This is a genomic window from Pseudomonas sp. B10(2017) (genome assembly GCF_002113295.1).
Taxonomy (GTDB): domain Bacteria; phylum Pseudomonadota; class Gammaproteobacteria; order Pseudomonadales; family Pseudomonadaceae; genus Aquipseudomonas; species Aquipseudomonas pudica.
The window spans coordinates 1-14,267 of record NZ_NEJU01000039.1 but is presented as its reverse complement, the minus strand read 5'-3'; the positions used below and the strand labels follow the sequence as shown (position 1 = coordinate 14,267).

General features: G+C 60.5%; 9 protein-coding genes and 1 rRNA gene. 4 read left to right on the top strand and 6 right to left on the bottom strand.

Annotated elements, in window-relative coordinates; all coding sequences use genetic code 11:
• Nucleotides 1–183 precede the first annotated feature (183 nt).
• Nucleotides 184–299: ribosomal RNA gene (rrf, locus tag CAF92_RS26040) — 5S ribosomal RNA — on the top strand.
• Nucleotides 300–409: 110 nt separating this feature from the next.
• Here rrf and CAF92_RS26035 read toward each other — a convergent pair.
• The 4 genes from CAF92_RS26035 to CAF92_RS26020 all read right to left on the bottom strand — a co-directional run bounded on the left by CAF92_RS26035 (nucleotide 410) and on the right by CAF92_RS26020 (nucleotide 5,383).
• Nucleotides 410–2,896 carry a TonB-dependent siderophore receptor gene (locus CAF92_RS26035; protein ID WP_085602326.1) on the bottom strand — a complete coding sequence of 829 codons (2,487 nt, stop codon included), beginning with the start codon at nucleotides 2,894–2,896 and terminating at the stop codon, nucleotides 410–412.
• A gap of 224 nt (nucleotides 2,897–3,120) precedes the next feature.
• A complete protein-coding gene (locus CAF92_RS26030) occupies nucleotides 3,121–4,077 on the bottom strand; it encodes a FecR family protein (RefSeq protein ID WP_085602327.1) in 957 nt (318 codons plus the stop codon).
• Between the two features lie 4 nt (nucleotides 4,078–4,081).
• Nucleotides 4,082–4,585, bottom strand: coding sequence for a sigma-70 family RNA polymerase sigma factor (locus CAF92_RS26025; protein ID WP_085602325.1), 504 nt, complete (start codon nucleotides 4,583–4,585; stop codon nucleotides 4,082–4,084).
• 108 nt (nucleotides 4,586–4,693) lie between these two features.
• Nucleotides 4,694–5,383, bottom strand: coding sequence for a GntR family transcriptional regulator (locus tag CAF92_RS26020; RefSeq protein ID WP_046617194.1), 690 nt, complete (start codon nucleotides 5,381–5,383; stop codon nucleotides 4,694–4,696).
• 204 nt (nucleotides 5,384–5,587) lie between these two features.
• Between CAF92_RS26020 and lapG the strand changes: the two genes are divergently transcribed.
• Both lapG and lapD read left to right on the top strand, forming a co-directional pair.
• Entirely contained in the window at nucleotides 5,588–6,349 is a 762-nt protein-coding gene (lapG, locus tag CAF92_RS26015) for a cysteine protease LapG (RefSeq protein WP_178081828.1), read from the top strand.
• A gap of 10 nt (nucleotides 6,350–6,359) precedes the next feature.
• Nucleotides 6,360–8,306 carry a cyclic di-GMP receptor LapD gene (gene lapD, locus CAF92_RS26010; protein ID WP_085602324.1) on the top strand — a complete coding sequence of 649 codons (1,947 nt, stop codon included), beginning with the start codon at nucleotides 6,360–6,362 and terminating at the stop codon, nucleotides 8,304–8,306.
• Between the two features lie 175 nt (nucleotides 8,307–8,481).
• On the opposite strand, the gene CAF92_RS26005 is transcribed toward lapD, so the two are convergent.
• Both CAF92_RS26005 and CAF92_RS26000 read right to left on the bottom strand, forming a co-directional pair.
• A complete protein-coding gene (locus CAF92_RS26005; RefSeq protein ID WP_085602323.1) occupies nucleotides 8,482–9,858 on the bottom strand; it encodes an HlyD family type I secretion periplasmic adaptor subunit in 1,377 nt (458 codons plus the stop codon).
• Nucleotides 9,848–12,004: a type I secretion system permease/ATPase gene (locus tag CAF92_RS26000; protein WP_046617191.1), complete on the bottom strand. Its 2,157-nt coding sequence runs from the start codon at nucleotides 12,002–12,004 to the stop codon at nucleotides 9,848–9,850. Before CAF92_RS26000 ends, CAF92_RS26005 begins: the two co-directional genes overlap by 11 nt.
• Before the next feature lie 913 nt (nucleotides 12,005–12,917).
• Here CAF92_RS26000 and CAF92_RS25995 point away from each other — a divergent pair.
• Nucleotides 12,918–14,267 (top strand): retention module-containing protein (locus CAF92_RS25995; protein ID WP_143516229.1); only part of this gene is annotated, 1,350 nt, incomplete at its 3' end.

Sequence of the window (14,267 nt, the reverse complement as noted above, 5' to 3'; positions counted from 1 at the left end):
AACTCAGCAGTGAAACGATGCATCGCCGATGGTAGTGTGGGGTTTCCCCATGTGAGAGTAGGTCATCGTCAAGATTCATTTCGCAAAACCCCTATCTGCGCATGCAGGTAGGGGTTTTGTCTTTAAGTAGGAACTACAGAGATTCGCAGGCACGTCCGAAGGACGGGCCAGCACACAGAATTTCTTGACGACCATAGAGCATTGGAACCACCTGATCCCATCCCGAACTCAGCAGTGAAACGATGCATCGCCGATGGTAGTGTGGGGTTTCCCCATGTGAGAGTAGGTCATCGTCAAGATTCAAATCCAAAGCCCCTGTCTGCAATGCAGACAGGGGCTTTGTCTTTTCCGGGGGAGCTTTCAGGTGAGCGCGCTTCCCGTGTAGGACCGGCCTTGTGTCGCGATAGCGTCAGAACTGGTAGCTGACCGTGGCACTGACATTTCGCTCTTCACCCATATAGCAGTAGTTCAGGCTTGCACACGAGGTGATGTAGCTTTCATTGGTGAGGTTATTGGCATTCAGGCGCACATCCATCCCCCGGAGGCCGACCTTGCCCAGGTCATAGCCGATCGAGGCGTCGAACAGGGTATAGGAGGGCACCTTCATGCTGTTTTCCGCATCCACCCAGCTGTATCCCACATAACGCACCCCACCGCCCAAGCGCAGACCATCAAGTGCCCCTTGGTGGAAGTTGTAGTCAGTCCAAAGCGAAAACATCTGTTTCGGTGCCTGTGTTGGCGAATTGCCTTTGTTATCCAGGTTGCCAGACACCAGGCTGGGCATCGACTTTGTGTATTCGATATCGGTAAAGGTATAGCCGCCCAGCAGCTTCAAGCTGTCGGTCAGCTGCAAATGGGCCTCCAGCTCAAGCCCTTGTGAGCGCACTTGCCCTACAGGGCGATAGAAGTCCTCGTCAGGCTGCTTCGAGGCCAGGTTCTCCTGCTCGATGTGGAACACCGATGCGGTGAACAGGTTGTCGCTACCCGGCGGCTGATACTTGATACCTGCCTCCCATTGAGTGCCCTCGGTCGGTGCAAGAGGGCGGCCTTGCTGGTCGGACACGGTATTGGGGTTGAACGACTCCGAGTAGCTGACATAGGGCGCAATGCCGTTCTCGAACAGGTAGAGCACCCCTGCGCGGGTAGTGAACCTGGAGCGCTGGTCACTGACCTTGGCGTTGCTGTCGCGATTCTCCTCGGACACCCTCACCCAGTCCTGGCGCAGTCCCAACGAGAAGCGCCATTGGTCCAGCTCCACCAGGTCCTGCAGGTAAACGCCCGTTTGCTGCAGGCGCCGCTGGTAGCGGTTCTCGCCCAGCACCTGAAGGTTGCCGTTGCCGTATTGCGGGTTGCCGGCATCCAGCGGATCGACTGTGCCATAACGCCAAGCCACGTCGGCCTTGCGTCGCTGATAGTCGGCGCCCAGCAGCAGGGTGTGTTTGGCGGCCCCGGTGAAGAATTCCGCCTGCAGCATGTTGTCGATGATGTACGAATGCAGGCGTTCGTCGCCGCCGGTATAGGCGCGGTTGAGGATATTGCTGTCGGCATCCGCCCAACCAGCGGAATACACCTGGTCCATCGACACGTCGGAATCCTGATAGCGGAAGTTCTGGCGTGCCGTGAACACATCGTTGAAGCGATGCTCGAACTGGTAGCTGAAGGACTGTTGGGTACGCTCGTAGTTGTCGATACCCGGTTCACCTTCGAAGAAGTGGTCCGACAGGCGCAAGCCGTTGCGCTTGTGCAGCATGCCATCTGCGGGGTTACCGCCGTGATAGCCGCCGTTGGGGTCGTGTTGCAGGTAGGCCTGCAGGGTCAGCGAAGTATCTTCGTTGAAGTCGATACTGACGGCCGGCGCGATGGCGTAGCGTTCTTCCTTGTTGTGATCGAACTGCGTGTCGGAAGCATCCGCCAGGCCTGTCAGGCGATAAGCGATACGCTTGTCGTCATCCACGGGGCCGCTGAAGTCGAAACCCGTGCCACGCTGGCCTTGGGTACCAAGGGTGGCCTGGACTTGATGGTAGGGGGTAAACAGCGGCTTCTTGGTGGTCAGTGCCACCAGGCCTCCTGGCGAGCTACGGCCATACAGTACCGAAGAAGGTCCCTTGAGAATATCGATGCGCTCAAGGAAGTACGGGTCCACCTGCATGGTGCTGTAGGTGCCGTTGTCTCCCATCGACTTGAGCCCGTCGACATAGATGTTGTCCACCGAGCCGTCGTTGAAGCCACGCATGGCTACATAGTCATAACGATGGGTCGCCCCGTAGGGGTTGGTCAGTACCCCAGGTGTGTAGCGCATGGCTTGGGCAACGGTTTGGGAGCCTTGGTCGGCGATCTGCTGTCGAGTAACCACCGAGACCGATTGCGATGTCTCTACCAGTGGCATGCTGGTCTTGGTCGCAACTTGGCTATGGGTAGCGTTGTAACCCTCCATGCTGCCCAGTGCATTGCCGAGAGTGAAGCTACGGATGTCGGTGTCTGGCAATGACAATGCAGCGCCTTGGGGTTGTGCCTGCAGCACGTAGCTGCGGCCACCTTGGCTGACGGCTTCCAGGCCGCTGCCATTGAGCAACTGGTGCAATGCCTGATTGATTGGGTATCGCCCCTGCAGGCCATTCGACTGCAAGCCTTGGGTGAGCTGGGGTGTACTAGACAGGGTGATGCCAGCCTGGCGGGCGAACTGGTTGAGCACGTCATCCAACTGGCCGGCCGGGATCGCATAGTTGTGGCTCACCTGGGCCGTTTCAGCTGCTATGGACAGTTGCGTGACGGTTGTCAGGCTCAGGGCGGTGCCAAACAGGGCAGCCCGGACTGCTTTGCGTAAGCGTGCTGAGTGCAAGACAGGTCGAAAATCATTCGTATTGAAGGTGCGCGTGTACACTGCGGCGGTAGGCATGAGGGGTCCGTTGAAGTGTGAGGGCAGAAGGTGTTGCTTACTGTCCAAGCCGTACCGGCATTCAAAACCCGTCAAAAAAGTTATTGGGACCGCTATGCGCCCCATCGCCGGCAAGCCAGCTCCCACAGGTATTGCATAGCTCTCAGGCCTTGTGAGATCCCTGTGGGAGCTGGCTTGCCGGCGATAGGCTGCACGCAGCCCTGAATGCAAAAGCCGCCTTCAGTTCAGGCCAGCCCCTCCACGCGAACCCACCAGCGTGTACGTTGGCGAAGCCGCACGGGCAGTGTACTTGGCAGCAGCTGCAGCAGCTGCTCCGGTTCTTCGAGGCGGAATACACCCGACAGGCGCAAATCGGCAATGTCGTCGCTGCAGCCCAGATATCCATGGCGATAACGGCTGACCTGCGAGAGGAAGTCGAACAGCCGCATGTTCCGGGTGACGATCAGGCCCTCAGTCCAGGCCATCGCATCCATGTCTACCTGCTCGAGCCGGTGTGTACCTTGCGCATCCAGGCGCCAGTTCTGGCCGCTTTCCATCCATTGCAGCTGGCCATTGCCAGGCCGGTGTATCGCCACCCTGCCATGGCTGACACTGACCTGCGTGCAGTCGTTGTCCTGGCGCGCCACAAAGCGCCCTTCAAACCCTTCCAGCAACGCGTCACGAGTTTGCACAAGCAAGGGATGCTGCGGATTGCAGGCAATCATCAATTCCCCCTGTTTCAGGCGGACCAGGCGCTGTTGGTCATTGAAGGCCAGGTCGACGGCACTGCGGGTATTGAGTTGCATCAGCGAGCCATCGGGAAGCGCGAAGCTGCGCCGTTCGCCCGTACCGGTGGTGTAGTCCGATGCCCAGGCGTTGACCGCATCGAGATCTTTTCCCAGCCATGCCGCTGTCCCCACCATGGCAACGCCACCAAGCAGCTTCAGCGCCTGCCGACGGTGCAGGCGGCGCTGGCTGGTCTCCAGGGTCTGCAAAGCCAGCCCTGCGCCAGGGACGGCACTCAGGTCAAGGTCCTGATGCAGGTGAATAACCCGTTGCCAGGCCTGTTCATGTTCGTGGTGGGTAGTGCGCCATTGCCTGCACTGTTGCTGCACGGCAGGGTCATGCCCGCTCTCGCGTAGCCTCAGTATCCACTGGATGGCCTGCTTGACCGCTGTTGCGCCAGGCTGTGCGGCGGTCATCATGTCAGCACTCGTCGGCGTAGCGCAGTAGATAGCAATGGTAGAGCGCGTCGGCGATGTAGCGCTCCACGGTACGTACCGAGATCCCCATCTGGTCGGCGATGGCCTGGTGCTTCAGCCCCTCGCATTGGGCCAGCAGGAATGCGCGGCGTACTTTGGGCTTGAGGCCGTCGAGCATGCGCGCGATGCGCTCCAGCAATTCCAGCAGCAGCTCACGGGTTTCGACCGAGGGGGCCTGTGCTTCCGGCACCTCTGCCAGTGCCTCAAGGTAGGCCCTGTGCAGTTCCTCGCGCCGCCAGTGGTCGATCACCAGCCCGCGCGCGACCGTCCGCAGGAAGGCCCGTGGTGTGTTCAGTTTCAGGTTTTCGCGACGCTGCAACAGGCGCACGAAGGTGTCCTGGGCCAGGTCTGCTGCATCGGCGGCATTGCCCAGCTTGCTGCGTAGCCAGGCATGCAACCAGCCGTGGTGGTCACTATAGAGCGTTTGCACGGAATCGTTGCTGGGCATGGGTACGGGTGCTGCCATCAATGGACATTAATGATAATTAGTCTCATTGTTGGCTGGGCGCCGATCAATTTGCAACCCATCCGACTCCATGCGGGCAGTCACTATCCGCTAGCGCCCCAGTTGCGTATCCAGGTACTTGCGGATTACCCGCGATGCGTTATTCAGGTGCCGCTCCAGCACTGCTACAGCTTCGTCTACCAGCTTGTCGCTCGCCGCATCCGCCAGTGCGTTGTGATCGTCCTGGGTGAGCTTGCCCAGGCCCATGGACGAGAGATGAAACCGCAGGAAGCGCTCTTCCTCATTCAGTTCGTCCTCGATCAGACGCAGCAGCTTCTTGTTCGGCGCCTTGTTGTACAGCGACATGTGGAACAGGCGATTGAGGCGGCCGATTTCAGCGTGGCGGGTTTCGTTTTCCAGTTGCTGGATATACCCGCGAGCATTGTCGATGTCGCTGGCATCTAGCAGCGGAATCGACTGGCGCAGCGCTTCGGTCTCGAGCAGCACGCGCAGGGCATAGGTGTCCACCGCGTCCTCGCCGATCAACGGCGCAACCACCGCGCCCTTGTGCATTTCTACTTTCAGCAGCGATTGCGCTTCGAGCTGGCGCAGGGCCTCGCGCACGGGCATGCGGCTGACACCGAACAAGGTGGCGAGTTCTTGTTGTCTTACGGCGGTACCTGGGGGCAAGCGACCATCGAGAATGGCACTGCGCAGGCGTTCTTCGATCACGCCACGGGCCTGATGCGGCAACAGCTGCTCACTGGCCAGCACATTGCTCAATTTGATTTTCTCGGCCACGCGACGTCTGCCTCAACGATGACTAAAGTTGGATCCAATTACACTAGTAACAGCTCTTGGGGGCGTCAAACCTGTACTGGTGGTGGAACAGGCGCCCCAAAAGCGCGGCTATGGTGGATGAAGTCGCCCGGCAAAGGAAGCGGCCTCCAGAATGTTATAACCGGAAAGTGTAGGTCGACTGACCAGCGGGTGCATGATTGCAGGGTGCCATTGTTTTTTGCCGTGGCAAGCCGCACCATCGCTGCTTTCGACTGGCCTGAACAGGGCTTCGCAGTGGCGATATCCTGGATGCTCAAAACCGTTGTGCAACGTGTCGGCCTTGCTGCGCTGCTGGGCGGCCTGCTGCTGGGCGGTTTGCATGCGGATTGGGACTTTTCCCAGATCAGCCGCAAGTCGCAGGCACTCTATGGCCCCTTGGGCGCCGGGCAGGGCCGGATCGATGCCTGGCAAAACCTGATGGCCACGCAGAAGCAGGGTACGGAGCTTGAGCGATTGCAGGTGGTAAACCGCTTCTTCAACCAGCAATTGCGCTATGTCGAGGATATCGACCTGTGGCATGAGGTCGATTATTGGGCCACGCCGGTGCAGGCGCTGATCAAGGGCGCAGGGGACTGCGAGGACTACGCCATCGCCAAGTATTTCAGTCTGCGGCGCATGGGCATCCCCAGCGAAAAGCTGCGCATCACCTACGTCAAGGCGCTGCGGCAGAACCGGGCGCACATGGTCCTGACCTATTATTCAAGCCCACAGGCACAACCATTGGTGCTCGACAGCCTGATGGATGCCATCAAGCCGGCCAGCCAGCGTACCGACCTGCTGCCGGTGTACGCCTTCAATGGTGAGGGCTTGTGGCTGACGGGCGCCACAGGCAACAAGAAGGTCGGCGATACCAAGCGGTTGTCACGCTGGCAGGATTTGCTGAAGAAAATGCAGGCCGAAGGGTTCCCGGCCGAGCCGGTCTACTGAAGGAGCACAGATGTCACTGTTCAAACAATTGCTGTTGGCCATTTGCCTGTTCCTGGTGGTCGCCTTCAGTGGCAGTTTCATGGTCAGCCTGGAAAGCTCTCGCAGCCAGTACGTCAACCAGTTGCGATCGCACGCCCAGGATGCGGCGACCGCGCTGGCGCTGTCGCTGACGCCGAATATCGATGACCCGGCGATGGTCGAGCTGATGGTCAGTTCTATCTTCGACAGTGGTTACTACTCAAGCATCAAGGTCGTCGACCTGGGCTCCAATGCTGTGCTGGTGGAGCGCCACGCCGAACCGGACCCAGGCGGTGTACCGCGCTGGTTCGTGCACTTGATCGGACTGGAGGCCGCCGGTGGCGATGCCATCGTCAGCCGCGGCTGGCAGCAGGCCGCACGCGTTGAAGTAATCAGCCACCCGATGTTCGCCATTGCCAAACTCTGGCAGAGCGCCCTGGGCAGCCTGGGTTGGCTGCTGCTGTGTGGCGCGGCCAGTGCGGTGCTTGGCGCCTTGCTCTTGCGTCGCCAGTTGCGGCCTCTGGACTACATGGTCGAGCAGTCCCACGCCATTGCCCGCCGCGAATTCCTCAGCCTGCCCGAGTTGCCGCGCACGCCGGAGCTGCGCCGGGTAGTACAGGCGATGAACCAGATGGTCGAGAAGCTCAAGGCACTGTTTACCGAGCAGGCCGAGCGCAGTGAGCGGCTGCGTGCCGAGTCCTACCAGGACAGCCTGACTGGACTCTCCAACCGCCGTTATTTCGAGATGCAACTGAACACCCGGGTGAGCAACCTGGAAGAAGCGCGCGCCGGCTACCTGCTGTTGCTGCGGGTCCAGGGGCTGGCGGGGTTGAACGCCCGTCTTGGCGGCCAGCGTACCGACCAGTTGCTACAGGCCGTGGGTGAGCAATTGCGTCGCACCTGTGCCAGCTACCCGGAAACCAATGACCTGATTTCCCGTAGCCGTGGGGGCGAGTTCGCCGTGCTGGCGCCGGGTATGGTGCATGAAGAGGCGGTACAGCTTGCCCAGGCCTTGGAAGCGACGCTGCACAGCCTGCACGAAACGGGCGCCAGTGATATCGACCCGGTTGCTTGTATCGGCCTGGCGCCGTTCAGCCCCGGCGATTCACCGCAGGCATTGCTGAAGCTTGCCGACGAGGCCCTGGCCCGCGCCGAGAACCAGCCAACGCCGGGTTGGGTATGCCTTGAACAAGGCGTGGCTGCAGTTGCCGCTGACAGCCAGCATGTCTGGCATGAGCGGCTGGACCAGGCGTTCAACAATGGGCATTTCGAACTGTTCTTCCAGCCAGTGGTGGATTGCGCTTCTGGGCAACGAGTACTGCACCACAAAGTGATTTCGCGTTTGCAGGATGGCCAGGGCGAGGCGCTGCCGGCGGGACGCTTCCTGCCCTGGCTGGAGCGCTTCGGCTGGATGCCGCGGCTTGATGTGCTGGTGTTGGAGAAGGTGCTGGCGCATCTTCGAGGGCATGACCAGGTGTTGGCGCTGAACCTGTCAGCCGCCACCCTGGCCGACCCCAAGGCCCTTCAGCGTGTTTTCGAGCTTCTGGGCCAGAATACGGCGCTCGGCCCGCGGCTGGTTTTCGAAATTGGCGAGGAACAGTTGCCTGAGCAGGCGGCCCTGGAGCAACTCACCCGGCGCCTGCACGCGCTTGGTTTCGGCCTGGCGCTGCAACGCTTTGGTGGGCGATTCAGCATGATCGGCAACCTGGCGCACCTGGGGCTGGCGTACCTGAAGATCGATGGCAGCTACATCCGCAACATTGACCAAGAGCAGCACAAGCGGCTGTTCATCGAAGCGGTCCAGCGCGCTGCACACAGCATCGACCTGCCGCTGATTGCCGAGCGGGTAGAGACGGAAGGTGAACGGTTGATGTTGCGGGAGATGGGGGTGGGTGGGATTCAGGGGCAGTTGGTTGGTGAGCCTGCACCTTGGCGCTGACAACTTGCAGGTATCGCATGAGGGCATGCGGTCTCTTGTAGGAGCGGCCTTGAGTCGCGAAAGGGCCGCACAGCGGCCCCGGGCTTTCAGCAAAGATGCATAAATCGCTGGGGCTGCTGTGCAGCCCTTTCGCGACTCAAGGCCGCTCCTGCAGCGAGCACGGCAGGGATGGCGATCACCGCTCGCGCAACGCCTCCGAACGCGCCTTCATGATCGGCTTGAGCAGGTAGCTCATGATGGTCTTCTTGCCAGTCATGATATCGACCGTCGCCACCATTCCCGGAATGATCAGCAGAGGCTTCTCGTCAGTGCCCAGGTGGCTGCGGTCGGTGCGCAGCTTGATCAGGTAATAGGTGGTCTTCTTGTCTTCATCGGTGATGGTGTCGGCACCGATCTGCTCCAGCTTGGCCTTCAGCCCACCGTAGATGGTGTAGTCATAGGCCGTGAACTTGACCGTCGCCTCCTGACCAGGGTGCAGGAAGGCGATGTCCTTGGGCAGGATCTTCGCCTCGATGACCAGTGAGTCGTCCAGCGGCACGATTTCTATGATGTCGCTGCCCGGCTGGATCACCCCACCGATGGTATTCACCAGCAGCTGCTTGACGATACCGCGTACCGGCGAGGTAACCATCGTGCGGTGCACGCGATCATCCAGGGCCTTGCTGGTCGCCGTGGCCTTGTTCAGCTCGGTGCGCGCTTCGTTCAATTGGGTCAGCGCTTCGCTGCGGAATTTGCCACGGGTCTCTTCGATCTTGCTTTGCACCTCGCGAATGGCCGCCTCGGCACGCGGGATGGCCAGCGCCGTGGAGTCCAGCTGACCGCGGTTCTCCACTTCGGCGCGACGCAAGCGCAGTACCTCGACCTGGGAAATCGCACCGGTGGCCACCAGCGGCTCGGACATGCTGATCTCCTTGCGCAACAATTGCAGGCTGTTGGCGTACTGGGCGCGCTTTGAGCTGAACTCGCGCAGTTCCTGCTGGCGCTGTACCAGCTGTTGTTGCAAGCCACCGATCTCGTCCTGCAATTGCTGGCGCCGGCTCTGATACAGCGACTCTTCGTTCGCTGCCTGGCTTGGCGCGGCTTTGCGCAGTTCCTCATCAATCTTCAACGGGGTGTCACCTACTTCGGCACTCAGGCGCTCGACGCGCAAGGCCATCGCCAGGCGGTCGGCCTCGGTTTCACCCACGTTGGAGGCGAAGCGGGTTTCATCCAGACGCAGCAATGGCTGGCCTACTTCGACAATCTGCCCTTCCTTGGCGAAGATCTCGGCGACGATGCCGCCCTCCAGATTCTGGATCTTCTGCACCTTGGACGACGGAATGGCCTTGCCTTCACCCCGCGTAACTTCATCGATGGGTGCGACGCTGGCCCACACGATCAGGAACACGAAGAACAGGATCACGCCCCATATGGTCAGCCGCACGACCCGCGGCGCATCCTCGATCAGGGCCTTGTTGACCTCTGGCAGCGGCTGGCCACCCAGTGAATCGGAACCCTTGAAATAGCGCCGCAGGCCGTCCTTGAACTGCCCCACATCCAGCTTATGCAACACTGATCTGCCCCTTCTTCAGCGCATCCATGACCGCGGCTTTCGGGCCGTCGGCGACAATCTGCCCGCGATCGATCACGATCAGCCGGTCCACCAGTGACAGCAGCGAGGCACGGTGCGTGACCAGCAGCATCGTCTTGCCTTCCACCACCGCCTGCAGTCGCTGCTTGAGGCGTTCTTCGCCGGTGTTGTCCATGGCGCTGGTCGGTTCGTCCAGCAGCAGGATCTGCGGGTTGAGCAAAAGTGCGCGGCCCAGGGCGACGTTCTGTCGCTGGCCGCCGGACAGGTTCTGCCCGCGTTCACCTACCTGCAACTCGTAGCCGTCCGGGTGCAACCGGGCGAACTCATGTACACCCGCCAGTTCGGCAGCCTGCAGAATCAACTCATCCTCTATGTAACGGGCCCCGCTGACCAGGTTGTCGCGCAGGGTGCCGGCCAGCAGCTGAATATCCTGGGGCACGTAGCCAATGTTGTGGCGCAGTTCGCTGACGTCGATCTGGCGAATGTCCACGCCATCGACCAGCAGCGAGCCGCTATCGGCTTCGTACAGGCCGACGATGAGCTTGGCCAGCGAGCTCTTGCCCGAGCCACTGCGGCCGATAATGCCCACCTTCTCGCCGGGGCGGATGGTGAGGTTGATGTTCTTCAAGGCCTGATTCTGTTGGTTCGGGTAGGTGAAATCGACTCCGCGGAACTCGACGCTGCCCTGCAGCACCTTGCGGCTCAGCGGGCGTTCTTCGAAGTTGCGTTCTTGCGGCAGTTCCATCATGTGGTCGGTGGAGACCATGGTCACCTTGGCTTGCTGATAGCGGGCGAGCAGGCCATTGAGCTGGCCCAGCGGGCCGAGGGCGCGGCCGCTGAGCATGTAGCAGGCCACCAGGCCGCCCATGCTCAGGTTGCCGTCGATGATCAGGTACACGCCGACGCAAATCATCGCCACGCCTGCCAGTTGCTGGATCAGCAGGGTGATGTTCATCGCCAGGCTCGACAGCACCTTCACCCGCAGTTCCAGGCGGCTGAGGGTGCCAAGGGTCTGCTCCCACATGTACTGGCGTTCGCTTTCGGCGTTGTTGACCTTTACTGCATCCAGGCCGGCAAGGGTCTCGATCAGGCTGGACTGGCGCTCCGAGGCCAGGGCCATGGTCCGTTCCATGGTCGCCATCAGTGGCCGTTGCAGGGCGTAACCGATGCCCAGGGCCAGCGGGAAGGCGATGATCGGGATCCACACCAGGTGCCCGCCAATGATGGCGATGACTATCAGGATCAGGACGGTGAACGGCAGGTCGATCAGGCTGGTCAGGGTCAGCGAGGCGAGGAAGTCACGCAGGCCCTGGAATTCGTGAATGTTCTGGGCAAAGCTGCCAACCCTGGCCGGGCGGTACTTCATCGACATGCCGACGATACGTTCGAACAGCGTTGCCGAAATGATCAGGTCGGTCTTCTTGCCAGCCAGGTCCAGGCACAAGCCGCGCAGGCCCTTGAGGATCAGGTCGAAGATGTAGGCGCCGGCGATGCCGATGGCCAACACCCAGAGGGTCGAGGTGGCTTGGTTGGGCACCACCCGGTCATATACGTTCATCACGAACAGTGGCGCGGCCAGGGCGATCAGGTTGATCACCAGGCTGGCAGCGATCGCGTCGATATATAGCCACTTGCTGCGCAGCAAGGTATCGCGGAACCACGACTTCGCCCGCGGGATGAGGTTGCCGTGGTTGACGTCGAACTTGTGCTGCGGCTGCGCGAAGAATACCCGGCCACTGTAATCGCTCTGCAGGGCTTCGCGGCTGACATGCACCTCGCCGCCATCGCTCTCGCTGAGCAGCAGGCGCGCGGTGTCTTCGTTTTCCCAGCCCAGCAGGACGGCGCTGCGGCCTTCCTTGAGCAGCAGCATGGCTGGCATGGCAATGCTCGGGATATGCTCCAGCTTACGCTGCAGCAGGCGCCCCTGCAGGCCGGCCCTGGCGGCAGCGCGGGGCAGCAGCTCGGGGCTCAGGCGCTGGGCCGGCAGCGGCAGGCCGGTGGTCAGCATGACCCGGCTGGCGGGTTTCTGGTGCAGGACACACAGGCTCAGCAGACTATCCAGCAGGGGATCGTCATGCTGACTGCGTGGATCGTGGCTGAGTTGGACTCGACTGACTTCGGATTCCACGCGGCGCTCTCTTCATCCTTGTGGTGGGTGGGGTAGGTGGGCAGCCGTTCAGGCTGGCTCACCCTGACGTTCAATGGCGCTGCCAGGCAGTGGTCATGAGGCTACGGCACGCTGGCGCTTGGGCAACCGGTCAATGGTCGCCTTGAATCGGTATCGAGTAAACAGTTCTACGGTCGTTACTCCTGCAGACGATGCTGAGTGGTGAATGTTTCATTTTTGATCCAGTCAGCATACAGGCCGAAGCTATTCTGCAGCATAGCCTGCTATCCGGCTGGCCGCAGAGGTGCAGTTTCTCTCGACTTGTAACTTTGTCAGGAAACAGGCGCTGATTCATTGACGGTATTTTGCTGCTAATTAGTCAAAATTCATCTATTAGGAAGCGGGTCGCTGACTGTTCTGGACTAAAAATCGGCAAGGCTTTTCCTATTCGGGTTGGCAGTATTGCGCGGTTGTTTGCTATCCCATTGATCTACGGCAATTTGCAGTTACGTATCGTGCTACCTGAAGGGCTGGTGATGCTGGTAATTCTCGGCGGCTGGTTGGCTGCCTTCGGCAAGGTTTGTGCTTGTTTTCGAGCATTGGCCTGCGAGGGAGCCGATTATTGACACCTGAGCGGTTACCTTTTTTCCGTATTTGCGGTTATCAAGATGTGGAAAAACGCTTTCAATGATGCGCGACATTGGTCCTTAAGAAACGTTTGGCTAAGGTTCAAATATCAATGTGACATTACATTGCCGATTGTTTAGGATGGCATGTGCAAGGTCAATAGTTTGGCAGTTAGTCAATTCCGAAAAGTTATAGACGGGATATTGACGTCAAAAGCGTCACGAGATCATCGACATAGTTCCGCCTGAAGTGGCCTGCAAGTGCCGCTCTGGCAGGGAAGTACCCATCGGGTCACACGGAGAGTCCAATGAGCAGCGTTGTAGCCATCGTCAAAAGTATTGTCGGCCAGGTTATTGCGGTTTCCCCAGAAGGCATCCGGCGTGTTCTGATCGAAGGGGACCGCCTGCTGTCCGGTGAGGAAGTGCTCACCGGACCAGGGGGGGCAGTTACTTTGGAGCTGGCCGATGGCCGCTTGCTTGACCTGGGTCGAGACAGCCAGTGGAGCGCTGATGCGCCAGACAGCAGCACCGACTTGAGCCAGGCTGCCGCACAAGCCGCGCCGTCGGTGGAAGAGCTGCAACAGGCGATCGCTGCCGGTGTCGACCCGACTACCGAGCTTGAAGCGACTGCGGCTGGCCCATCGTCGGCGGGCGGCGGCGCACTGGGCGGTGGCCACAGCTTTGTCATGCTCGAAGAAACCGCGGGCCGGGTCGACCCTACCGTCGGCTTCCCGACTGACGGGCTGGGCTTTGCTGCCGTGCTCGATGGCGAAGAGGTTGGCGTGCTGGATACCACCAGCAACAACCAGGTGACCACACCGAGGACAGACACCAACGTTGCTACCGACCTGGTTCTTGGCGCTACCCCTTCCATCAGCGAAGCGGGTGGCATAATTGTTTATACCGCTACGGTTGGCCAGGCGCCGTCCACCAACTTGGTGATCACCCTGTCAAACGGGGCCGTAATTGTCATTCCGGCCGGGCAAACCTCGGGTAGCGTCAACGTCGTGGTTCCGGCAGGCGATACCCCGTATATCGACGGCGGGCAGATTTCGGCGACCGTAACGGGCACAACCGGGGGCGGTGGATTGACGGTAACCGTACCGCAAACACCAGCGGTTACCCAGGTTACCGATACCATCGACACTACCACTGCGACCCTGACGGCCACTCCGTCGGTGACCGAAGGCGGGGTGATCACCTACACCGTAACGCTGAGCAACCCGGCCCAGACCCCGGTGACCGTGACCCTGTCCAACGGCCAGACCATTACCGTCGAAGCGGGCAAGACCCAGGGCAGCGTCGATTTCCAGACCCCGGCCAACGATGTCTACAACAACGGTTCGACCATCAGCACCACGATTACCGGTGCGACCGGCGGCAACTTCGAGCAACTGACGCCGAACCCGACGCCGGCCCAAACCACGATCAACGACTCGGTCGACACCACCACCGCCACCCTGACGGCCACTCCATCGGTGACCGAAGGCGGGGTGATCACCTACACCGTGACGCTGAGCAATCCGGCCCAGACTCCGGTGACCGTGACCCTGTCCAACGGCCAGACCATCACCGTCGAAGCGGGCAAGACCCAGGGCAGTGTCGATTTCCAGACCCCGGCCAACGATGTCTACAACAACGGTTCGACCGTCAGCACC